A 22763-nucleotide genomic window follows, 5' to 3' on the forward strand; every position below is an offset into this window, starting at 1 on the left:
AAATAAGATTATTCATTTTCTTTGTTTTCTGTTTGATTAAATATGTTTTTGTCCTGAATTAATTCGTTTATGATTTCAGAAACCTCGATAAAATGTTTCAATTTTTCGTCAGAAACGTGTTTTCTAACGGTTTCATTAAATTTCAGAACGGTATTTTTTGATAAATCTCTTTTCTCTTTTCCAAATTCGGTCAGGTAAATTAAAACACCGCGACCGTCTGACGGATTTTTTTTGCGAACAATCAAACCTTTGTCTTCCATTGATTTTAATGTTCTGGTAAGGCTTGTAGCTTCCATTCCCATTCTTGGTCCCAAAGCAGTCGAAGGAGTTCCTTCTTCCTTGTCCATACTTAAAAGCGCAAATCCGGTTGCCATTGTGGCGTCGTACTTCGCAGCCTCCTCGTTATACATTCGGGAAACAGCCTGCCAGGTAGCTCTCAAAATATAATCTATTGTTTTGTCTTTCATAGGTAACTATATCGATTTCAAATATAATCAAAAAATACTATGCACGCATATTAATTTAGGATAAATTTTAGGTTAGTAAATAAATTTCTCTGAAATAGAGTGTTTTATGGGTTAGTTTTTTACTTGAAATATACTATTCTTTTTTTAAGTTTTAATGAATTTTATACTGTAAAAATTATGAGAACCACAGTAAGAAAGACTAAAATTCTTTATTCTGTAATAGAAATCCTGCATCAAATAATAGGAGTTTTAAGTATCGTATTTCTTCAACGCTTTTTGGAGTGTTTCTTTCATCCTCTTACGTAAGCCTTCCGGCCGCAGAATCTCAATTCCGCAGCCAAATCCTAATAAAAGGCGTTCCATTTCATAATTGGGAGCAATAAACAAATGCACAATAATACTTTTATCCTCGTTTTCCTGTATGAGCCTTTGTGTATGATGCAAAGGTTTTGTCATAACATAAGGCGCATTTTCGGCATCAATCCAAAGCTCTATTTTTCGCGGCTGCAAACCTGAATTTACAGTCACGCCAATTATATTTTTATAGTACGATTCTGCATCAAAATCTTCTTCCAGATACGGAATGTTAAAATCATAATCGATAGAAATGATTCGATCCAAAGCCAAATTAGTTATGGGTTGTGAACTTTTTTTCTTTCCCACCAAAAACCATCTGTTATTGAATTCCTTCAAAATAAACGGGTGAAAATGAAACTTCGTTTCTTCTCTCGATTTAAACGATTTATACGTAATCACTAGTGTTACTTTTTTAATAATCGCCTGATAAATTTCATCCAGATAATGCAATCCTTTCAAATTCTCGTTCTTATCCAGATAAATAACCGGTTTCGTATGCGATTTTTCGGCATATATTTTATCCTCCAACCGCTGCAAAATATCCGAAACATCATTAAATAAAGAGAAATCCTTAAACTGCTTGAGCATCGAAACTGTCTCGGTCAAAACATTCATGTCGGTTTCCGTCAGCGGAATATCCGTTATTGAAAAATCTTCATCTTCATACTTATAATACTTTTTATCATACACCACAATCGGCGCATTATACCCCAGTTTCTCACTCCGCATCAGCTGAATATCCATCTGAATCGTTCGCTTGCTAATCGGATTTCCCCGTCCTTCATATTCAAATAAAGCTTCAGAACAGCATTCGATCAAATCCTCCAGAGTCCATTGCCGGTATCGGTTTTGCAGGCATTTGTCAATCGTCTTATACCGAATTAAGGCGTTTTTATTTTGTGACATAGTTTCGTTTTTTGGGCGTGTCCCAAGGGCCGGGCTGTACACTATATCTTTTGTGGCGAACCACGCCACAAAAGGATGCCGTTTCCATCCCTCACGCAATTACGTTAATCATGAAATCTCGTTTTCAATAATCTTCTTCGTTTTTTTATAATTTTCTAAATTCATCAATTATTTAATCCACAGATAAACATTAAAAATCTGCTTAATCTGCCAAATCTGCGAGAAAAAAACTTTTCGTCAGTGAGATTAAAAAATTTATGAAATTCAACTTAGCAGTAAAATCTCTTTTTCAATATTCTCCCTCGCTTTTTCTTCATATAAATTCCTGAATTCCTCGGTCTGAAAAATAAATTCATTCTCCAGAAAATGTTTCAGGGCTTTGGCACGTCCGGGTTTGTATAGAAAATCAGGATAAATACCGTATTCTTTCCGAATCTGTTCAAAATAGATTTTATAATCGTACCAGTCTCTGGCAAGAATCTTCAAATCAAAATCTATCAGCCAGTTAATATCTTGGTTGTCATTATGCTGATGCAGCTGAGTAGCCACAATAATATCAAAAACCATTTTGGATTTTAAACTCGCATTCTTCGGAAGAATTTTAATGGCAAATTCAGCACTTTTCAATTCATTATCTTTTTTCGAACTCACATAGATATAATCGTGATAAAAGATCGAATACAAGACTTCATTAGGAAACTGAAGTTGGTCTGAATACTTTTCATAACTAAAAATCATATCCTGTATATGAGTCAGATTATGATAATTCCTTGATTTTTTAGAATAGGCTTTTTCTAAATCCAGCCAGTGCTGTCGAATATCATTTTCGGGAAAACCAATTTTCAAAAGCAATTCAGTATATTTCTGCTGTAAATCCATGCTCTTTTTTACTCAAATATAAAGTTCTTTTTTTACTGCGCAAAATAATTGCGCACTACTGTTGAAATCTTTGTTAAGTAAATAATACAAGTTGTTTTAAAATAAGATTTAACTAAAAAAAGTGAATTTGAGTTATTTACTGCTCCCCATTAATTACGAAGTATTATTTGAACTTTAAAAATAAATTGATAAAATATGAGAAATTCAGAATTTGAAATCTATCCTCTTAATGAAGCTTTTTACATTCAAGCTTTATTAACTAAAACACGTTCAATTTTTAATGATATTGAATTATTAAATAAAATTTTTGAAAGTGAATGTTATGATTGTCAAAACGATGATGTGATTTTAGATTTGCTTCAAAACATAATTCTCTGTGTAGGAGGTATTTCTCGATTTTTTTGGCCTCCGAATAATCCGAAGAATAAGAATACGGTGGATTATAAGATTAGAGGGCAAAAGCTACGTGAAGTTTATCATGTTAGTGATTCAAGTGTTTTAAAAAATCGAGATATGCGGAATCTTATGGAACATTTTGATGAAAGATTAGATGATTTTTTAAAAGAATTTACAATTGGAATAGTAATGCCGAAATACGTGGGACCAATAACTTATGTAGATAATAATAGAACATTTTTTAGAGCATATTTTTATGATAAGCATATTTTTAAAATGTTTAATGTAGAATACCAAATAGAACCAATTATAGAAGAGATTAATAGAATTCATGAAATTTTATTAAGACAACAAGAGAATGGTGATCGATTTATATTAAGATGATTACAAAGTGTTAAGGGACTTTTTAATATGTAACTCTGGCACTTTGTACCTTAAAAAAATAAAAAAATGAAAACACAAATAAACGGTACAGATATATTAGAATTAGGATTCCCGAAAGGAAAAATAATCGGAATCGCGTTAAAAATAAACAGCAAAATAAACGGTTTCACGCGTGATGAAATGATAGCCAATTTCAAAAACGTTTTAGCAAAACCGGAAAATTATATAGACGACGCTATTTTTAGCAAACTTGCAATTGCCCTGATCGAAAAAGCAAATGAAAAACCGGAAGATTTCATTTCATTAAACCAAAACCCAAACGAATATTCTGCTTACGGATTAGATCAGATCGAAGACGGAGCGAGAAAACAAATGGAAGTGGCCATGAAATTGCCCGTTACCGTTGCCGGAGCTTTAATGCCGGACGCGCATCAGGGTTACGGATTACCAATTGGCGGAGTTTTAGCGACCAAAAATGCCATTATTCCGTATGGTGTTGGGGTTGATATTGGGTGTCGAATGGCATTATCGGTTTATGATATTGCGGAGGATTTTTACTTTGAAAACGAAGCCAAATTCAAAAGAGAATTAATCGCGAATTCTATTTTTGGAGCGGGACACGGATTTCACGGTCAGTACAAATCAGATCACGCGGTTTTAGAAAACGATGCTTTTAATATGACTCCGTTTGTGAAAAATTTGAAAGATAAAGCCTGGTCGCAATTAGGATCTTCGGGCGGTGGAAATCACTTTGTGGAATTCGGAATCATGGAATTTGCCAAAGACGATGCGGTTTTGAATATCCCAAAAGGTAAATATGTCGCTTTGTTAACGCATTCCGGTTCACGCGGAATGGGCGCTACCATTGCGGGATATTACACTAAAATTGCCAAAGACGTTTGTAAACTTCCGGAAGTGGCTAAAAACTTAGCGTACTTGGATATGAATTCGCAACTGGGTCAGGAATATTGGATAGCGATGAATCTGGCGGGAGATTACGCTTCGGCTTGTCACGAGATTATCCATAACAAAATGGAACGCGCTTTGGGAGCAACGATTTTAGCCAAAGTCGAAAACCACCATAATTTTGCATGGAAAGAAATCTGGAACGGTGAAGAAGTAATCGTACATAGAAAAGGAGCAACCCCAGCCGGAAAAGGCGTGATGGGAATCATTCCGGGAAGTATGACCGCACCGGGATTTTTGGTGAGAGGAAAAGGCGAGGAGAACGCCATTAATTCGGCTTCACACGGAGCAGGAAGACAAATGAGCCGAACACAAGCCATTAAAAACATTACCAAAACCGAGATGAAATCCATCTTGCAGCATCATGGCGTGACGCTTATTGGCGCAGGTCTGGATGAAGCACCAATGGCCTACAAAGATATCAATCAGGTAATGGCAGCACAACAGGATTTGGTAGATGTAGTAGCGAAGTTTACACCTAAAATGGTAAGAATGGCGGATGATGGGAGTAGAGAGGATTAGTGATCAGTCGCAGTGGCAGTTTTCAGTGTAGATGTGTGCTTTTAGTGTTCAGTCTCAGTGGCAGTTTTCAGTGTAGAGGCGCACTTTTAGTTGTCAGTCGCAGTCGCAGTTTTCAGTGTAGAGGCGCACAGCAGTGCGTCTAACACAACGTATCCTCATTTTATGTCATTTCGACGGAGGAGAAATCTCCGCAAGTAGCTCCGCAACGTGAGTCCAATCTTTGTAGAGTTTCTCGCGGAGATTTCTCCCTTCGGTCGAAATGACAAATATTACGCTTAAAAAATAATAATAACCAGACCAAAGAATAGAAAACTTTGTGTCTTAGTGCCTTCGTGGCAAACAAAAAAAATGAAACAATACATAGATATCGGAATTAATTTAACGAATAAACAATTCCACAACGACATAGACGATGTCGTACAAGACGCTTTAGATGCCGATGTATCGCAAATGATCCTCACCGGAACAAGCATAAAAAACAGCGAAGCTTCGGCTGAGATAGCAAAACAATATCCGGGAATTTTGTACGCAACAGCTGGAATTCACCCGCATGAGGCGAAAAGTTTTGATGCGCAGAGCATTTCAAAACTACGAAATTTATTAAAGCAGAAACACGTAGTTTCAGTAGGCGAGTGCGGACTGGATTTTGATCGTGACTTTTCGCCCAGAAATGTACAGGAAACCTGTTACAAAGCCCAATTAGCATTGGCGATCGAAGTTCAGAAGCCTTTGTTTTTGCACGAAAGAGCTGCTTTTACAAAGTTTATGAGCATTACAAAAGACTATTTGCCACAATTGCCAAAAGCCGTTGTGCATTGTTTTACAGGGACTTTACAAGAAGCCAAAACCTATCTCGATAACGGATTTTATTTTGGTTTTACCGGAGCAATATCCGACAATACTGGAAACAGTTTGTTGGCTTATACCAATTGCTTCTGCAAGTGCTTCTTGTTTCATACCTAGAAGTTCTCTTATTCGGCTTATATTGCGGCCAATATGTTTTGGTTTTGTTGCTGTGCTCATAATTCAAAGGTATTTAAAATTTTTATAAAAACAGTGATCCGTAAAAACACGATTAATTTGGTAAAATACTGTTTAGGTTATTTTTTGTATCGCTTAAAAATATACGCTTTTGCTTATTTTAATTGAATGATTAATAAATAGGTTTTTACAGATTTCTTTAATTGTAATGATGTAGTGGACACACAAATAACAAAGAAGATCCTTTTTGAACAGGAACAATCTTAAAAGTTCCGTTTATACTCTCCATTCGCAGAGACATATTCGTTAGACCATTTCCTTTTTGAATAGTATCTGATAATCCAATGCCGTCGTCAATTACTGCAATTTTAAAATAGGCTTCGGTTTCTTCAAATTGGATAAGGATGTTAGTTGCCTGACTATGTTTGTACACATTATGAATGGCTTCTTTAACCACTAAAAAAAGGTTTCGTCTTGCTTTTACAGATAAATTGGTCTCTTTTTCAAGAACGTTCGAATCCAATTGTGTATTAATTGTGGTTTTGTCCAAAAAGCGTTTCACATACAAGCCGGTATATTCTATAAAATTTCCAATAGTATCATTTTGTGAATTCAGACTCCAAAGAATCTCCCGCATGGCTAAATTCATATCTTCAGAAGTAGAGATAATGGCTTCTAAATCTTCGGTATAGCTTTCCTTAGGCATTTTATATTTTAAAAACTCAGCCTGAAGTTTTATGGCAGAAATTCCGGCACCTAAATCATCATGCATATCCTGCGAAATACGTTCTCTTTCTAACTGAATCGCTTTCTGCCGCTCTAGTTCTTTCTGCAGCAATTGATTTTTGAATTCGCTTTCCCGTATTTGATCTTCTTGCTGCTGAATCAATTGCTTTTTATTGTAAATAAACACCACCATAATAATAAAACACACAAAAATTAGCATCACGATGATGGCAATAATGTAAGTGAGTTTTATTTCTTGTGGAAGCTGGCTCATTTATGTAGATTTTTTGCAAGGATTTCGTATTTCATCAAAGCTTTGAAAAATAAAAGATACATTATAATATTTATGATATATACCAATTCTCTCAATAAAATTAAAAAATCTTTATCTGTAGTATCAAAAAAATATCTCGGAATTACTCTAAAAATAAAGAAACAACTCCAAAGAAGTAAAGCTGTTGAAATCCAAAAATTAGGATCATCCGTAATTTTATCTTTGGATGGGAAAGCTACTTTTTGATAAAACCATAGAATAGTGTACAAGATATAAAAAATGGGTAAGGCAATGACTAATCTCGAATCTAAGTTTTCTCCCAAAAAGCCAGGGAATGTTAAAACATAAACTATGAGAATAACAGATAGGACAGTGACTTTTTTCTTTAGCTTTTTATGGAATTGTCTGGAATAATAAAACCAGAAAAATAGTATGCAGAATATACAATATACAATATATTGAAAACTAAATTTAGAATCTTTATCTATTAATAAAATAATCCACGAAAGTACTTCTGTCAAAAAAGTAATAAAAAGGTATATAAACAAATAGTTTTGGCTAGAAAGAGTAAACTTCTTAACCAAAACTATTGATTTTAGTAGTGTTATAAGTAATATTATTTCGTAAATACTATTCATTAAGGTCTTAAGTTGCCTAAATCGTAACCGTTACTTTCACCGAATAGTTTATCAGTATTGCTAAATATAGCATGTACGCAGAAAGAAATTTTATTATTTTTGCCTTCAAAATTGATTAAGATCTCATCATTTAAATTAGTAGAACGATATTGGAACATGTTGAATTTTAAGAAATTAACAGGAAAGTGAAAATCCAATGTTTTTAAGTAATAATCGACATTTTCAAAATCATATGAAATCATATTCGTCTCAAGTTTAGTCTTAGCTTTTATATTCTTTCCGATGTCATTTTTAAAAGTATTTATTAATTTGTTAAAATTTGCGTAATCTGTTCTAATAAAGAGTTCGTTTTGTAAAATATACAATGCATCAGATTCTTGAATAGGTTCTTCGTCATTATCTGAAAAAGACAAACCGAGATTCAACATATTATCGTTTTGGATATAATAGAAATTACAATAACTTTTGCTACCATTTTCCAGAAGTAATTCTTTTAGCCTTTGAAAGTTAACAATAAAGCTCTCAGTTAATCCATTAATGCTTTTTGTTAAAACTTGATACCTCATAATAAAAAGTTTTTCTTCTTCTTGTTTAATCTTTTTTTTAAAGATAAAATTTTCAATTCCTTTGTCTTGTAATTTTTCTAATTCCATAATTTCTAATTTTTGTTGTTAAATTTATTAATTGCTTCAATTTTGTTGCTTACCTGTAATTTTCTGTAAATGTTGCCAATGTGTTTTTTAATGGTGTCAATGGTGACACTTTTTTTGTCGGCAATTTCTTTATACAGAAGTCCCTGCGCCAGCAATTCCAGCACTTCTTTTTCAGTTACAGTTAGTAACGATAAGGTTTGTACTTGTACTTTTGATTCCTGAAAATGCTGTAAAACACGTTTGGCAATAGCGAAACTCATGGGTGCACCTCCTTTATGGGCCTCCAAAATTGCTTGAATAATTTTGTCCAAAGGATCTCCTTTTACCAAATATCCACTCGCACCTGCACGTAAGGCAGAAAAGATTTTTTCGTCATTTTCAAAACTGGTGCACATTACGAAAGTAGTACCGGGCATCAATTCTGTCAGTTTAAAAACAATATCAATACCTGATAAATCCTGCAGTTGAATATCCATTAAAACTACATCTGGTTCTATGGCTTCTAATTTTTGCAACGCATTTTTACCATTAAAAAATTGAGCCACACATTCCATGTCTTCCTGGAAGTCGATGATGTTTTTCAACGCCTGATTATAATTTTTATCATCCTCTACTATAGCAACTCTTATCTTCATGGTGTTACATTTTCATTACAAAGTTGTGCAATACCTACATTGATTGCAATTACCCTTTTGGGTGATATTTGAAATTAGGCAGAATTTGAAATATAAATTTAACATTCAATAAACTTACAAAAAAAATAGAAGAATGTAAGATAATAAAATATCACCCGAATGGGTAATTGATTGATATGTTGTTGTGTAGGTACATTTGAAACATAACTAAAACATAGAAATCATGAAAACAATATTAATTATTCTTTATTTATTTTTTGGATTTATTGGCTATAGTCAGATCACAACCAAGATTATAGAAATCGATTTGAGTAAACCACATAAAAAGAGTGTAACAATTTATACTGATTCATTGCCTAGTGCTGTAGACAGTAGCAAATGGCTTTCTATTAAATCGAGAGAAATGGCAGCCATTAAACTAATAAATGGAAATCCTTTATCACATAATTACAAAATTGATACTAAAGAAATTTCATTTTTTAATAACGAACAGAAATCTGATGAAATTATTCAAGAAGTAAAAGCTGAATCAAATAAGAAATTTTTAAAATGGGATGCTGAAAATAAAACTTTCGAAAGCATTATCAAAAAAAATAACATCTTAGCACGAAGTATCGACAGTCTAAATTTTGAAATAGAAATTTTTTATGAAATTTTAAGACAAAAAAGCAAACTCGTCGAAAATGATTATAGCATTAAAAGACTAGAATTCCTTTCTTTTGCAAAAGAACAACTAAAGAGTTCTTATGAATTATTAGACAATTTACAAAAATTAGACAATGATATTCAAAATTCAATCACACAAAAAAGTGTAATTGAAACAAAAGATAAAGCAGAAAAAAGTATAAAAATAATCGTAGAAAAATTCTACGGCATTGATCTAAATGTCTATACGTTTCCAATCGATGTACAAGGTAAAAATATTGACATTATAGAGTTTAAACTACGCCGTTTTAATAAAGAAACAAAAGTTGAAGAGGCTGATTTCGCATCAACTCCTTATAATATCTGGATAAAAGGGGGGGTAAAAATTGATGTTAGTGCCGGAGTATTTTTTACATCACTTTATGATGATGACTATGATAAAAGAGACGATCCGTCAACTGCGGGTAATAAAATCATCATGCTGAAAAATAGTGGAGATTATGATATGGCCTTTGGTTCTACAATTAACACTTATATCCGAATGAATTCCTGGATTGTTCCAACCCTTAATTTTGGCGCAGTAATAACGCAGAACGAGAAGCTGCAAGTGCTTTTAGGTGGTGGAGTTATATTAGGAAAACAGGAACGCATTATTTTTTCTACAGGTATTTCTATGGGAAAAGTAGATAGAATTGCAGATGGTTATCAGGTTGGGAGTTCATATAACTTAGGCGACTCCGGAACTATACCTATACAAAGCCAATTCAAATTCGGACACTTTTTCGGGATAACCTACAATTTATCTAAGGTTAAGAAAATAAGTCTGGATAAAGGAATCGAAGAAAATTAGATACTACAAATAAACTTTCAATTAAAAAATACTGCTAAGTAGATTGTCGCGAATAAGTTTTTCAAAACAACAGAAAATTCTAATAATTAAAATCAATTTATTATGAAATACAATAAATACCTTCTGATACTTGTAGTGGCAATTGCATTTACAAGTTGTAAAAGTTATGAAGAGATAACAAAAAAACCTGAGCGCTTACATGAAGATGTAGAATTACCTAACTATGAAAGTAATTTTTCGCTTGCATTAAAGGTTGATTTATCCAGCTTGGAGAGCAAATTAAATGATGCATTGAAAAATGGATATAGCAATTCTGATGAAGGTACATTTCAATATAGATCCTGGATAAAAACAAAAGATCCTCTCTATAATCCGAATAAGTTAATAAAAACGAAAGATCCTTTATATCATCCAAATCAATGGTTTAAAACGAAAGACCCTTTATATCACCCACATAAATGGCAAAAGAAATTTGGAGTCAAATTTAAATGCCCTTTATATCACCCAAATGAATGGTTTAAAACCAAGGATCCATTGTATCATCCAAATGAATGGATAGAGACAAATAATCCTTTGTATCATCCAAACGAGTGGATAGAAACAAAAGGTCCGGCAGTAGCTGTAGGATATAAATATGATGTTGATTTGAAGCTGAAAGAAAAAGAAAAAATAACACTATCCTATGTTGATGATAATACCTTAAGAATATCTGTTCCTATTTCATTCAAAGGAAATGCAGGTCTGCAAGGAAATGTTCCAGCGGCCTTAACTTTAAATAAAAAGAATTTTGATGGGGAAATTCAATTTTTCGTTAACACAAGTTTTTCCATCACACCAGATTGGTGTCCCAAGATAGGATTAAATGTAACACATTCCTGGATATCAAATCCACAGATTGAGATTATGGATAATATTAATATTTCCTTGACTGGATTGACAGACAAATATTTAAAAGAAATTGAAAAAGATGTAAGCAATATTATAAGTAAGCAAGTCAAATGTGAAATGATTAGGGATATTGTTAAGGATAGATGGAAATATTATGGTGTTAGTTTGCCAGCTCTGGCAAATGGCAAGCAATATCAATTGAATATTAATCCTTCAAAAGTATCATTGTCCGGCTTAAAAGTTTATAAAGATACATTAGCTTTATATGTTGGAATAAAAGGAAATATTAGTTTTAATGATAACATTGTCAACACAACAAGTTCAATTCCCTTATTAGAAGAACAGACTGAAACAGTAAGCGAAGTTAAAGCCTTTCTTCCTTTGCTTATTAAATATCACGATATCGAGCATACTGCTAATCAATATTTAAAAGACAATGATGTGGTTTTAAAACCTGATATTATTCTTAAAAAGAAAGCTAAAGTGAAGTTAATTGAAATGACTTTTTATCCAAATGCAGATGAAATTGTTGTTGGAGTAAAGTTAAAAGCTAAACTACCAGGCAATTTATTACCAGTGTCAGGATGGGTTTATTTAACAGGCAAACCGGTTATGACGGGGAATAAGAAATTCGAACTTCAAGACCTGGATTTTAGCATGACAGTTGATATTTTATCCCACGATAGCGACCCTTTTTAAGCCTTTGATTATTAATGAAATTAAAAAACAAACTACACGGGATTTCACTGATAGCATTTCCAATATTAAGAAAAAATTACTTGAAAAAACTAATTCATTTAACCATGATGATATTGGGTTTTCTATCGGTGATATTGATTTCGGAATTTACGATATAATATTAGACAAAGATGAAATAGCCTTAATAACAGAATTTATTTCCAGTTTTAATATATATTTAAAAAGTAAAAAAGAATACGATTATTTGACCAGAAATGACAGATAATTTTTTAGTTTCTTAAATGAAAATCAAAAAATGCGCAAATAACATTGCGCATTTTTTATAAGAAATTCTAGGAAGCAATTACATTTTCAACAGGTTTTGGCCCGCTTACATCAGATTCTTTAGTTTTCACAAACTTCAAATAAATAAAATATTCGATAAAAGGAATAGCCAGGAAAAGAGCGAAAAGAAGCAACTGATGTTTTATCATTCCTTTATAGAAATAATCTAAAAAGCTTTGCAATTTGTTATTCATTTCTAATTGAATAGACTCTTCAATTCTTTTAGGATCAATAGTATTGAGTTGCTTTAAAAGCAATTTAAATTCAGCGTAATTTAATTTTTTAAGAGAAGCAAGATCAGCTTTATCATCGACTACTTTGATAAATCCATAAAGTGTGGTGCTGTAAATCTCAGGTTCGTATTTTTGGAGTAAATAGGCAGTCGATGTATTTTTGAGATGATCGACAGAACTCATTCCAGTATTGTTCTTTTTGATATATACACCAATCGCTTTGGTTAAATCCTTACTAAAATCTTCTGACGAGTCCGAAAATTTTTGAAGCGTTGCTAAAAATTCTTTTTTTTCTTTTTCGGACGAAAATGTAGATCCAACAGATTGAGCATAAATAGTGGCTGCCATACTTTCACTTTCCTTAGAAAGTATAGCATGACCGCCATAAAACAAACCTAACATCCCGAAGAAATAAATACTAACCAATAGTATATAAGGAATCCAGACTTTTGCAAACCAATTGTAGTATTTTTTATCTCTTGCAAAAAACTTCTTTTTATGCAAATTGACGGTTAGAATAATACTAATGAGTAAACCCAGTAGTATAAACAGAACACTCCAAAATAGTAGCGAACCTAAGTTTGGTAACAATATTTGTTTTGTAAATCCCCAGGCTACCTGCCAATTAATGGAATCAATATATTCTTTCATAGTTTGTTTTTAAAGTGATAAAAATATTAAAAAAAGAATTGCTTTGGTATTTTAAAAGAAAATGAAATACATTTTTTACAATTTTAAACCAAATGGATCAAATATTTATATAAAACAATTACATTTGCTCCCGAAATGAAAATCAAAAACATACATATCAATCTGTCAGTAAGACAATATAGCGATTGTTTAGCGGGATTTCTTCCGGCTAAAAGTGCTGGATGTGATATGTATTTTATAGAATTGAAGTGTAAACTGTAGTTTTAAACTCAACATAAATATATAAAAGCGTCCTTATCGGGGCGCTTTTTTTGTTTTTAATGCACTTCGACTTCGTTCAGAATGGTAAGAAATTATAGAAAATAACCCTTAACTAAAAATAATTAAAAAAATAATTGACCAAATGTTTAATGATTAAACTAAATAGCGAAATATAATCTTGAAAAGTAATCTGATGAGAGACAGTCATTTGATAAAAAAAGAGATCTGCACCAGTATGCGGACAGGGATTTTTATGGCTTTTATTTAAATATAACTAATTGACAATCAGTAAAATAATTTTAAAAATGATTTGGATAATTGATTTTTTCGACATTATCTTTGCCGAAGAAAATCTCAAAAGAGAATTTCAAAAAACGAGAATGATTTCAAAATATAATACAACAATATAAAATGGCTTTCAATAATAATACACATAACCAACAACTGCTAAACCCGAGCTCAGATCTTGGATGTTTAACAATACAGGTGCATGAATACAGGCAATAGGATAATTATATCGTATTCAATCTCATGAAGCACCTTTGACCGGGTGCTTTTTTTGTGCCCAAAAACAAATGATTTCGTAGCTCAATTGGCAGAGCGCTTGACTGTTAATCAATAGGTTGAAGGTTCAATTCCTTCCGAAATCGCGCGTTCTCTAGAAAGAACTGGCTTGTATGAGCCGCTTGTTTTTATGCCACGAAGGCTCAAAGGCACAAAGATTTTTTAAAAAGGATAAGAATTTAAGCTTTGTGTCTTAGTGACTTTGTGGCAAGACAAGTAAAACAAGCAGGAATGGCGGAATGGTATACGCGGCTGACTTAGAATCAGTATTTTGAGAGTTCGAGTCTCTCTTCCTGTACTAAATGAACATTCTGACGGAAGAATGTGCAAATTAAGAAAGTCAGATTTCGGAATTAAACGTTGGCATTAGAATTTGTTTAAGAGTTGTATCACTAAGGCTCAAAGACACAAAGATTTTTAAAAATAATAACAACTCAAGCTTTGTGTCTTAGTGACTTTGTGGCAGACTAAAGTACTACGCAAAATAATTGCGCAGTACAATTTGAATATTTGCTCAGGAAATAAAACAAGTTCTTTTATAAACTGAATTACATCAAAGGAAACTTTGATTTACAATATCAAACAAGTCCTGTTGCGTGTTTCTGTATAGCACCATTGTAGGGAACTTTTCGCAAAAGCGTATTATGTTTTTCTATGCAGCTTGATTTGGAGGTTTTGATGGTTTTCCAAAAAATTATCTCCTCTATAGGTCATGGGTTCGATTCCCATTCGCAGCAATGTGATAGCTCAGTTAGGTTAGAGCAATAGAAATTTGCAGGTTCGAATCCTGCATCGATTTTAATCGATTGGATGAATGGTAAATCGCCAACAGACTCAAAACCTGTTTGAACAGAGCGCATCACTCTTAAAAAGATGCCCATTGAAAAAACTGATTTGTCTTTGTCAGTGAAACCAGGATTTGGGGATCCAAAATTTCACACTCCTGATAAAACCAGTGCAAACAGAAATGTATTTTGAAACGCTCATTTTCTTTTCGGTTTGATTGTTTAAGTGATTTTTTTAGAATTTAGAATCGCTTTTACAAAACAGAATCGCAAAATAATTTGAGCAAACAAATCACAACTGTTCGTCCGTTTTTCTCAGAGGAGAGAGGCAAAGAGGTTTTTTATTATAGATGCAAGAAGCAAGAATATAGATATAAGAGGATAGACTGGAGAGAATAGACTTAGAGAACGGATAAAAAAACATAGTTTTTCAACGGCTTCATAACTTGAAACTTGAAACAAAGAAAACTAAAAAAAACAAAAGAAAAAATGATTAAGAGAATTAAAATCGAAGCGTACCAAGTAGGTTTGGTATTCGAAAACAGAAAATTAGTTAACGTTTTAGAAGAAGGTTTACACTGGATTTTTGGAAACAAAAATGTAATGATTTACGATATGGATACAGCATTTCAGGCGCCATATGAGTTGAATATTTTGTTGGAAAACGAAGTATTGGCTGCTATGTTGGAAATTGTTTCCGTTGCGGATAATGAAATTGTGCTGCAATTTGAAAACGGAAATTTTAAACGTGTTTTAACTGCAGGCAGATATGCATTTTGGAAAGGAATTTTAAAAAACGAATTCATTAAAGCTAACATTTCTAAAATTGAAATCACAGAGAATATTGCTGTGAATTTATTAGAGAATGCACAATTGAGATTGTTTACCAGAAAATACATTGTCTCCAGCAACGATAAAGCCTTGTTATTTGTAAACGGCACTTTCATAAAAGAATTAAAAGCCGGAACGCATTACTTTTGGAATAATGCTATTACGATCGAAGTCAAAACTGTTGATGCAAGACAACAACAAGTTGAAATTTCAGGTCAGGAATTGTTGACCAAAGATAAAGCCGGATTGAGAATCAACTTTTTTGTGCGATACCAGGTTGTTGATATTATGAAAGCGGTGGTGGATAACAAAGACTTTGAAAAACAATTGTATGTTGCGATGCAACTGGCTTTAAGAGCTTTTGTAGGCGGATTGACGCTGGATGAATTGTTGTCTAAGAAGGACACTATTGCCGAAGCGATTTTAGCTGAAGTAACAGCCAAAATCAACGAGTTGGGATTGGCAGTTTCTGATGCCGGAATCAGGGATGTGATTCTGCCTGGTGATATGAAGGAAATCATGAATCAGGTTTTAGTTGCCGAGAAAAAAGCGCAGGCCAACAGCATCATGAGAAGAGAAGAAACCGCAGCCACCAGAAGTTTACTTAACACAGCAAAGCTTATGGAAGAAAACGAAATGTTGTGGAAATTGAAGGAGATGGAATACGTTGAAAAAATCGCTGATAAAATTGGTGAAATCACGATTTCAGGTAGCGGAAACGTAATCGGTCAATTGAAGGAAATTTTCGTAAAATAAAAAAAACGGCTGTCTTTTTTAGACAGCCGTTTTCATTTGGTTATATTACTTTGATTTAATTCTGACCATATATTTTAGCATAAAGATCTTTATAAATTTCTTTAATAATTTTACGTTTCAATTTTAAAGTCGGAGTAAGTTGCCCGCCATCGATTGACCAAACATCGGGAGTCAATTCAAAACGTTTGATTTGTTCCCAGTGGCCAAATTTTTTGTTAACTTCTTCAATTTCGCTGTCAATACGTTTAATAACCTCAGGATTTTCACTAATTTCTTTATCAGTACTTCCTAAAGTTATTTTATGAATTTTTGCCCATTCTTTTACAAATTCAAAGTTTGGCTGTATAAAAGCTGACGGCATTTTTTCACCTTCCCCAATTACCATAATTTGCTCAATAAAACGAGATTGTTTCATCGCGTTTTCAATAAGCTGAGGTGCAATATATTTTCCTCCCGAAGTTTTAAACATTTCTTTCTTACGATCGGTAATCTTTAAGAAACCTTCGCTGTCTATTTCGCCAATATCACCCGTGTGGAAATAACCGTTTTGTAAAGCTTCGGCTGTTTTTTCAGGATCTTTAAAATAGCCTAACATTACATTTGGTCCTTTGCATAGGATTTCTCCGTCTTCGGCAATTTTTACTTCAACATTGCGAATTACTTTTCCAACTGTTCCAATTTTGAAACCTTTGTTTCTTTGATCGTTTACTGCTATTACCGGAGATGTTTCAGATAATCCGTAACCTTCCATTACGGGAATTTCGGCAGCAGCAAAAACTCTTGTTAAACGGGGCTGTAAAGCGGCACTTCCGGAAACCATTAAATCCAGTTTTCCTCCCAAGCCTTCTTTCCATTTACTGAAAATCAATTTGCGGGCAATTTTTAACTGAAACTCATACCAAAAACCATTGGCTCCGTTTGGTTCGTATTTTAAACCTACATCAATAGCCCAGAAAAACAGCTTTTTCTTGATGCCTGTTAATTCAGTTCCTTTTGCGTAAATTTTATCGTAGACTTTCTCTAAAAGCCTTGGAACAGCGGTAATTACTGTTGGGCGAACTTCTTTAAGATTGTCACTGATTTTATCAATAGATTCTCCAAAATAAACCGAAACACCATAATATTGATAGATGTACAAAATCATTCTCTCAAAAATATGACAGATAGGCAAAAAGCTCAAAGCGGTACTTCTTCCTGCGTCAAATGGAATTCTTGGCGCGCTGTCCAAAACATTTGACACAATATTTTTATGAGAAAGCATAACACCTTTTGGTCTTCCGGTTGTTCCCGACGTATAAATAATAGTAGCTAAATCATCTTCTTTGATGCTGTCTTTTCTGGCTTCAACTTCTGTCTGGTTACTTTCGTCTTCTCCCAAAAGAAGCAAATCTGACCAGTGCTTGCAATCTGCAATTTCATTAAAAGAATATACCTCTTTTAGTGTAGGAACATTTGCTTTTATGGCATTTACTTTCTGAAGCACTTCTTCATCAGAAACAAAACAATAAATACTGCCGCTATGGTTTAAAATATATTCGTAATCTTCTTCGGCAATTGTTGGATAAATAGGAACATTTTGTGCGCCGGTCTGCAGGATACCAATGTCCATGATATTCCACTCTGTACGGTTGTTTGAAGTTATTAAAGCGATTTTATCATCTCTTTGAACGCCCATACGCAACAATGCCCTTGAAACAGCATTTGCTTTAGCAATATAATCATTGCTGGACGTTTTTTCCCAAACCCCATTTTTTTTGGTAGCCAATGCAACCGGTAGATTGTAAGTTTCTTGTTGATAATAAGGAAAATCAAAAAGACGTGTGATTGTAACCATTTTATATGATATATTGAAGTTTACTGCAAATTAAATAAAAATAAGGTATGATTTTTAATTTTATGAAATAAAAAACCGAAATTTTTGAGAGGGTTTATAAAATCAGCGAAAACGTTTTCATTTTTACTGTAACTTCATATAAAACAATAGCTAGTTTGATTCCGTATTCTTTGCTTCAGTGTTATCTTCATAATCTTTTACACGATCTCCCATAAGGTACATTTTTTTCTTGTTGGGAAGAATTAAAAACTGTGTGTAAAGCCATTCACCACTTCCCTTTATTTTGTACCAAAATGTATAAGATGCACTATCGAACCCTTCTTTGTATATAGGAATACCTTCATCACTACATTTAATACCCCAGACCATTTCTTTTTTTGACAGATTTTCTAATTGAAAAATACCCGTACCATCAGCATTAATCTGAATAATGGGTTTTGTTTTTCCTTCAATTAAATAAATACCATCAATAGGCAGACCTATGTCTGTAGTCATAAAATGTTCGTGGAATTTGTACATGATAGAAGTGACTTTACCTTGTGCTTGTGCATGTAATTGTATGGTACCAATAAAAAGGGATAAAAAGAGTAATTTTAAGATTTTCATGAATGACTGTTTAATATTTTGGTAATATATTTTTGGAAATTATTTTTTGCGAATATAGTTTAAATTGGAAAAGTTATTCTACAAATTATAAAGCTTTTTTAAATTTTATTTCCCGAAAAATTTCTTTAAAATTTGTATTTATTAGCCACCACACTGCGTTTATGTAGGATTTTGTTTAAATGTGATTTTATGAAATAAAAAATTTCAGCAGTATTTTGGTCTTTCGTTTTAATCTGATTTTTTATTGGTAAATAAATATGTTCCTGTTTAATTGGTTTATACATTTGCAATACTAAAAAACAATATTTGTTGTTATATAGAAAAAGAAAATATGAAAAATTTTTGGATTTTGTTTTTAATAAGCGCATTCGGTTTTGCACAGGATTTTAATAAAGTTGATGCCAACGGAAAAAAAGACGGAGTTTGGAAAGGGACTTATGAACTTTCGAAAAGACCTCGTTACGAAGGTACATTCAGTCACGGGAAAGAAATTGGAGTTTTTAAGTTTTTCGATGATACTAAAAAAGGAGATGTAATAGCAACCCGCGATTTTAGTGCTAATGACGGAAGTGCTTATACGATATTTTACGACCAGAAGAAAAACATAGTAAGCGAAGGAAAAGTGGTTGGAAAAAATTATGAAGGTGAATGGAAATATTATCACAAGGCTTCAAAAGTGCTAATGACACTTGAAAACTATAAAAACGGAAAGTTAGATGGAAAAAGAACCGTTTATTATCCAAATGAAAAAGTTGCCGAAGAAATGACCTATAAAAATGGTCTCAAAGAAGGGATCTATAAAAAATTTGGACAAAACGGAATCATTTTAGAACAAACCACATATAGTAATAACCTATATAATGGGGATGCGGTTTTTTATGATTCTGATGGAGTAGTGGCTTCTCAGGGTAAATTTCTAAACGGAAAAAAAACAGGTATGTGGCAATTTTACCTAAAAGGGAAATTAATAAAAGAAGTCAATATGAGCGACCCTAAAAGCAATTATCAGGCTGACTCAAAACCTAAAATGGAATAGTTTTTTTGTTAGAATAATTTTTCTTTTTTAACAATAAGTTTTATCTACTCTTTCATTAGATAAACTAATCAAAACTATCCTGATTATCTATAATTTGATTTATCTTTGCACCTTTGTAAAAATATAAACGATTTAGAATGAAACGTGTAGTTGTTGGACTTTCCGGTGGAGTAGATTCAAGTGTTGCAGCCTATTTATTGCAGCAGCAGGGATATGAAGTTATTGGCCTTTTTATGAAAAACTGGCACGATGACTCGGTAACTATTTCAAACGAATGCCCGTGGCTAGAAGATAGCAATGACGCTTTGTTAGTAGCTGAAAAACTCGGAATACCGTTTCAGACTGTCGATTTAAGCGAAGAATACAAAGAAAAAATCGTTGATTATATGTTCAACGAATACGAAAAAGGAAGAACTCCAAATCCTGATGTGCTTTGTAATCGCGAAATCAAATTTGATGTTTTCATGAAAATCGCCTTAAGCCTTGGTGCTGATTATGTGGCGACAGGGCATTATTGTCAAAAAAGTGAAATTGAAGTCGATGGAACCCGAGGCGGAGACGAACTTAGCAAAGCTAAACCCGTTTATCAATTAATAGCAGGAGCAGACATTAACAAAGATCAATCGTATTTTTTATGCCAGTTGTCTCAGGAACAATTGGCAAAATCACTATTTCCAATAGGAGCTTTAACAAAACCTGAAGTTCGTGAAATTGCCGCAGAAATGGATTTAGTAACTGCCGAAAAGAAAGATTCTCAAGGATTATGTTTTATTGGAAAAGTACGTTTGCCTGAATTTTTACAGCAGAAATTACAGCCTAAAGAAGGAAAGATTGTTCAGATTGATAAAAATGATCCGATTTACAATATTGAAAGACCGGCAGGTTTATCAATAGAAGAAGAACTAAAATTAGAATCTCAAAAGCCTAACTATCTTCCAACAATGGGAAAAGTAGTTGGAAAACATCAGGGAGCGCATTATTTTACAATTGGTCAACGAAAAGGACTGAACGTTGGAGGAACTACTGATCCGTTATTTATCATCGCTACAAATGTTGAAACCAATACGATTTATACAGGCTTAACAAGTAATCATCCCGGATTATTCAAAAAAGCATTATTCATAGAAAAACCCGAAGTACACTGGATTCGTACTGATTTGGCTTTAAAACCAGGAGAAACGATGGATGTGATGGCCAGAATTCGTTATCGTCAGCCATTGCAAAAAGCAACTTTGCACCAATTTGAAGACGGAATGTATGTTCGTTTTGATGAACCGCAATCGGCAATCACTGAAGGACAATTTGTCGCCTGGTATTTAGATAATGAATTAGTTGGTTCGGGAGTAATTTCATAGCTTTATACTTTTTTACACAGGTTATCACCTTAAAAAAGTAAATTGTTATGAAGCTACATTACGCTGTTTTATTCTTATTGATTTCTACTGTGATGTTTTCTCAGGAAGATGCCTGGGTATATTTTAATGCCAAACCAAATTCCCAAACCTATTTGGATTCGCCCACTTTAATGCTTTCACAGCGCGCTCTGGATCGAAGATCAAATCAAAGTATTGCTTTAAATTTTACGGATGCTCCTGTAGAAACCACCTATGTAAGCCAGATAAAAGCAAGTACAGGAATTACTGTTTTGGCACAATCAAAATGGTTGAATGCACTTCATGTCCAGGGAAGCCAGACGAATATTTTAGCTTTAAAATCAATTTCATTTGTTGAGAAGATAGATTTTGCAAATAAAGCATTAAATACAACCTCAAAAAAGGTTCGCGCAGCTCAAAATGAAAATAAGAACGATATACTTGAAACAGCAATTGATTATGCCTACGGTACTTCGGCAAATCAAATACAGATGCTTAATGGGCATGTTTTGCATCAGCAAAATTATACCGGAACCGGAAAAATAATTGCAGTTATGGACGCTGGTTTTCCGGGTGTAAATACGGCCCAGCCTTTTCAGAGACTACGCGATAATAACCTAATTTTGGGAGGCTACGATTTTGTTTCCAGAAATGCCAATTTTTACACTGGTGGAAGTCACGGAACTTCAGTACTTTCTACCATGGGTGGTTATAAAGAAAATGCATTGATTGGGACTGCTCCGGATGCGTCTTATTATTTATTTAGAACAGAGATTGATGCAGACGAAAATCCTCTTGAAGAATCCCTTTGGGTAGAAGCAGCCGAAAAAGCAGATAGTTTGGGTGTTGATATTATTACTACTTCATTAGGGTATTTTGCTCAGCGGGATAATCCAAATTATAATTATACTTACAGTAATATGAATGGCTCTACTACTTTTATTTCTCGTGGTGCCGAAATCGCTTTTAGCAAAGGTATAATTGTAGTAGCTTCTGCCGGAAATGAAGGGGATCAGACAGAAAAACATATTGGCAGCCCTGCAGATGCTGTTTCCGTTATTGCGGTAGGTGCTGTTGCAGCTAACAAATCAAGATCTTCTTTTAGTTCGATAGGTCCAAGTTATGACGGAAGAATAAAACCGGATGTTATGGCTCAAGGTACTGCGGCTGTGATTTCGGATACTTCAGGAAATATTGGTACAGCTAATGGAACTTCATTCTCGTGTCCGATTATGGCTGGAATGATAGCTTGTTTATGGCAGGCTTTTCCAATAAAAACGAATCAGGAAATTAGAGATATGGTCATTCAGTCTTGCGATAAATATTTGATTCCTGATAATAATTACGGTTATGGAATTCCTAATTTTGGTACTGCTTTAGCAATCGATACTTTTGTAAATAAAGATTTTATAGTTTATCCAAATCCTGCAACGACTACGATTGTTTTTTCTTTTCCTGAAGAAATAAACAATGCTTCTGTAGCTATTTATTCGATTCTGGGGCAAAAAGTGATGGACAAAAAAATATCGGGTCAAAATCTAAATCTATCTTTAGAATCCTTAAAAAGCGGGCTCTATTTTTATATTTTCGATGCAGATGGATTACACAAAACCGGAAAGATTATAAAACAATAATAGTTTTTG

The 22763-nt window shown here is 33.3% G+C and carries 19 protein-coding genes, 2 tRNA genes and 2 pseudogenes; 12 read left to right on the plus strand and 11 right to left on the minus strand.

The window, feature by feature from the left end:
- Nucleotides 1-8: 8 nt before the first annotated feature.
- From ACEN2I_RS01385 to ACEN2I_RS01395, 3 genes are all read right to left on the minus strand, one after another.
- Nucleotides 9-467 (minus strand): MarR family winged helix-turn-helix transcriptional regulator, encoded by a 459-nt coding sequence (locus tag ACEN2I_RS01385; protein WP_441764329.1) that lies wholly within the window; start codon nt 465-467, stop codon nt 9-11.
- Nucleotides 468-716: 249 nt separating this feature from the next.
- Nucleotides 717-1730, minus strand: a complete 1014-nt coding sequence (locus tag ACEN2I_RS01390; RefSeq protein WP_441764330.1) for a helix-turn-helix transcriptional regulator — start codon at nt 1728-1730, stop codon at nt 717-719.
- A gap of 264 nt (nt 1731-1994) precedes the next feature.
- Nucleotides 1995-2609 carry an HD domain-containing protein gene (locus tag ACEN2I_RS01395; RefSeq protein ID WP_441764331.1) on the minus strand — a complete coding sequence of 205 codons (615 nt, stop codon included), beginning with the start codon at nt 2607-2609 and terminating at the stop codon, nt 1995-1997.
- A 195-nt stretch (nt 2610-2804) separates the two neighbouring features.
- On the opposite strand from ACEN2I_RS01395, the gene ACEN2I_RS01400 reads away from it, so the two are divergent.
- The 3 genes and pseudogenes from ACEN2I_RS01400 to ACEN2I_RS01410 all read left to right on the plus strand — a co-directional run.
- Nucleotides 2805-3389, plus strand: a complete 585-nt coding sequence (locus ACEN2I_RS01400; RefSeq protein ID WP_441764332.1) for a hypothetical protein — start codon at nt 2805-2807, stop codon at nt 3387-3389.
- Nucleotides 3390-3455: 66 nt separating this feature from the next.
- Nucleotides 3456-4877 carry an RtcB family protein gene (locus ACEN2I_RS01405; protein WP_441764333.1) on the plus strand — a complete coding sequence of 474 codons (1422 nt, stop codon included), beginning with the start codon at nt 3456-3458 and terminating at the stop codon, nt 4875-4877.
- Nucleotides 4878-5225: 348 nt separating this feature from the next.
- Nucleotides 5226-5774 (plus strand): annotated as a pseudogene (locus ACEN2I_RS01410) (TatD family hydrolase); the annotation flags it as partial.
- Here ACEN2I_RS01410 and ACEN2I_RS01415 read toward each other — a convergent pair.
- The 5 genes and pseudogenes from ACEN2I_RS01415 to ACEN2I_RS01435 all read right to left on the minus strand — a co-directional run.
- Nucleotides 5775-5900, minus strand: a pseudogene (locus ACEN2I_RS01415) (helix-turn-helix transcriptional regulator); the annotation flags it as partial.
- A 157-nt stretch (nt 5901-6057) separates the two neighbouring features.
- Nucleotides 6058-6858 (minus strand): sensor histidine kinase, encoded by an 801-nt coding sequence (locus ACEN2I_RS01420; RefSeq protein ID WP_441764334.1) that lies wholly within the window; start codon nt 6856-6858, stop codon nt 6058-6060.
- Complete coding sequence (locus ACEN2I_RS01425; RefSeq protein ID WP_441764335.1) at nt 6855-7181, minus strand: hypothetical protein; 327 nt, start codon at nt 7179-7181, stop codon at nt 6855-6857. Before ACEN2I_RS01425 ends, ACEN2I_RS01420 begins: the two co-directional genes overlap by 4 nt.
- 314 nt (nt 7182-7495) lie before the next feature.
- Entirely contained in the window at nt 7496-8149 is a 654-nt protein-coding gene (locus ACEN2I_RS01430; protein ID WP_441764336.1) for a hypothetical protein, read from the minus strand.
- Nucleotides 8150-8154: 5 nt separating this feature from the next.
- A complete protein-coding gene (locus ACEN2I_RS01435; RefSeq protein WP_441764337.1) occupies nt 8155-8784 on the minus strand; it encodes a response regulator in 630 nt (209 codons plus the stop codon).
- Nucleotides 8785-9007: 223 nt separating this feature from the next.
- On the opposite strand from ACEN2I_RS01435, the gene ACEN2I_RS01440 reads away from it, so the two are divergent.
- From ACEN2I_RS01440 to ACEN2I_RS01450, 3 genes are all read left to right on the plus strand, one after another.
- Entirely contained in the window at nt 9008-10279 is a 1272-nt protein-coding gene (locus tag ACEN2I_RS01440; RefSeq protein WP_441764338.1) for a hypothetical protein, read from the plus strand.
- Between the two features lie 102 nt (nt 10280-10381).
- A complete protein-coding gene (locus ACEN2I_RS01445; RefSeq protein ID WP_441764339.1) occupies nt 10382-11866 on the plus strand; it encodes a DUF4403 family protein in 1485 nt (494 codons plus the stop codon).
- 4 nt (nt 11867-11870) lie between these two features.
- Nucleotides 11871-12131, plus strand: coding sequence for a hypothetical protein (locus ACEN2I_RS01450; RefSeq protein ID WP_441764340.1), 261 nt, complete (start codon nt 11871-11873; stop codon nt 12129-12131).
- A 67-nt stretch (nt 12132-12198) separates the two neighbouring features.
- Here ACEN2I_RS01450 and ACEN2I_RS01455 read toward each other — a convergent pair whose 3' ends face one another.
- Nucleotides 12199-13074, minus strand: coding sequence for a hypothetical protein (locus tag ACEN2I_RS01455; protein WP_441764341.1), 876 nt, complete (start codon nt 13072-13074; stop codon nt 12199-12201).
- Between the two features lie 838 nt (nt 13075-13912).
- Between ACEN2I_RS01455 and ACEN2I_RS01460 the strand changes: the two genes are divergently transcribed.
- The 3 genes from ACEN2I_RS01460 (at nt 13913) to ACEN2I_RS01470 (ending at nt 16271) form a co-directional block, all read left to right on the plus strand.
- Nucleotides 13913-13985, plus strand: a tRNA-Asn gene (locus ACEN2I_RS01460).
- A gap of 139 nt (nt 13986-14124) precedes the next feature.
- Nucleotides 14125-14197: transfer RNA gene (locus ACEN2I_RS01465), tRNA-Leu, on the plus strand.
- Between the two features lie 976 nt (nt 14198-15173).
- A complete protein-coding gene (locus ACEN2I_RS01470; protein ID WP_441764342.1) occupies nt 15174-16271 on the plus strand; it encodes a slipin family protein in 1098 nt (365 codons plus the stop codon).
- 55 nt (nt 16272-16326) lie between these two features.
- Here the strand turns inward: ACEN2I_RS01470 and ACEN2I_RS01475 are convergent, their stop codons facing one another.
- Nucleotides 16327-18105, minus strand: a complete 1779-nt coding sequence (locus tag ACEN2I_RS01475) for an AMP-dependent synthetase/ligase (protein WP_441764343.1) — start codon at nt 18103-18105, stop codon at nt 16327-16329.
- Between the two features lie 150 nt (nt 18106-18255).
- Nucleotides 18256-18711, minus strand: coding sequence for a hypothetical protein (locus ACEN2I_RS01480; protein WP_441764344.1), 456 nt, complete (start codon nt 18709-18711; stop codon nt 18256-18258).
- A 331-nt stretch (nt 18712-19042) separates the two neighbouring features.
- Between ACEN2I_RS01480 and ACEN2I_RS01485 the strand changes: the two genes are divergently transcribed.
- From ACEN2I_RS01485 to ACEN2I_RS01495, 3 genes are all read left to right on the plus strand, one after another.
- On the plus strand, nt 19043-19747 hold the full coding sequence (locus ACEN2I_RS01485; protein WP_441764345.1) for a toxin-antitoxin system YwqK family antitoxin: 705 nt from the start codon (nt 19043-19045) through the stop codon (nt 19745-19747).
- 137 nt (nt 19748-19884) lie between these two features.
- The gene (mnmA, locus tag ACEN2I_RS01490) at nt 19885-21102 is read left to right on the plus strand and encodes a tRNA 2-thiouridine(34) synthase MnmA (RefSeq protein WP_441764346.1); all 1218 of its coding nucleotides are present in this window, start codon (nt 19885-19887) and stop codon (nt 21100-21102) included.
- A 47-nt stretch (nt 21103-21149) separates the two neighbouring features.
- Entirely contained in the window at nt 21150-22754 is a 1605-nt protein-coding gene (locus ACEN2I_RS01495; RefSeq protein ID WP_441764347.1) for a S8 family serine peptidase, read from the plus strand.
- Nucleotides 22755-22763: the final 9 nt, after the last annotated feature.

Origin of the sequence: Flavobacterium sp. W22_SRS_FK3 (assembly GCF_052113665.1) — a bacterium.
In the GTDB taxonomy this organism is placed as follows: Bacteria; Bacteroidota; Bacteroidia; order Flavobacteriales; family Flavobacteriaceae; genus Flavobacterium.

Bases quoted from the DNA above. Each gene is read 5' to 3' on its own strand.
- ACEN2I_RS01385 (WP_441764329.1), bottom strand. From the start codon at position 467: ATGAAAGACAAAACAATAGATTATATTTTGAGAGCTACCTGGCAGGCT.
- ACEN2I_RS01390 (WP_441764330.1), bottom strand. From the start codon at position 1,730: ATGTCACAAAATAAAAACGCCTTAATTCGGTATAAGACGATTGACAAA.
- ACEN2I_RS01395 (WP_441764331.1), bottom strand. From the start codon at position 2,609: ATGGATTTACAGCAGAAATATACTGAATTGCTTTTGAAAATTGGTTTT.
- ACEN2I_RS01400 (WP_441764332.1), top strand. From the start codon at position 2,805: ATGAGAAATTCAGAATTTGAAATCTATCCTCTTAATGAAGCTTTTTAC.
- ACEN2I_RS01405 (WP_441764333.1), top strand. From the start codon at position 3,456: ATGAAAACACAAATAAACGGTACAGATATATTAGAATTAGGATTCCCG.
- ACEN2I_RS01420 (WP_441764334.1), bottom strand. From the start codon at position 6,858: ATGAGCCAGCTTCCACAAGAAATAAAACTCACTTACATTATTGCCATC.
- ACEN2I_RS01430 (WP_441764336.1), bottom strand. From the start codon at position 8,149: ATGGAATTAGAAAAATTACAAGACAAAGGAATTGAAAATTTTATCTTT.
- ACEN2I_RS01435 (WP_441764337.1), bottom strand. From the start codon at position 8,784: ATGAAGATAAGAGTTGCTATAGTAGAGGATGATAAAAATTATAATCAG.
- ACEN2I_RS01440 (WP_441764338.1), top strand. From the start codon at position 9,008: ATGAAAACAATATTAATTATTCTTTATTTATTTTTTGGATTTATTGGC.
- ACEN2I_RS01445 (WP_441764339.1), top strand. From the start codon at position 10,382: ATGAAATACAATAAATACCTTCTGATACTTGTAGTGGCAATTGCATTT.
- ACEN2I_RS01455 (WP_441764341.1), bottom strand. From the start codon at position 13,074: ATGAAAGAATATATTGATTCCATTAATTGGCAGGTAGCCTGGGGATTT.
- ACEN2I_RS01470 (WP_441764342.1), top strand. From the start codon at position 15,174: ATGATTAAGAGAATTAAAATCGAAGCGTACCAAGTAGGTTTGGTATTC.
- ACEN2I_RS01475 (WP_441764343.1), bottom strand. From the start codon at position 18,105: ATGGTTACAATCACACGTCTTTTTGATTTTCCTTATTATCAACAAGAA.
- ACEN2I_RS01480 (WP_441764344.1), bottom strand. From the start codon at position 18,711: ATGAAAATCTTAAAATTACTCTTTTTATCCCTTTTTATTGGTACCATA.
- ACEN2I_RS01485 (WP_441764345.1), top strand. From the start codon at position 19,043: ATGAAAAATTTTTGGATTTTGTTTTTAATAAGCGCATTCGGTTTTGCA.
- mnmA (WP_441764346.1), top strand. From the start codon at position 19,885: ATGAAACGTGTAGTTGTTGGACTTTCCGGTGGAGTAGATTCAAGTGTT.
- ACEN2I_RS01495 (WP_441764347.1), top strand. From the start codon at position 21,150: ATGAAGCTACATTACGCTGTTTTATTCTTATTGATTTCTACTGTGATG.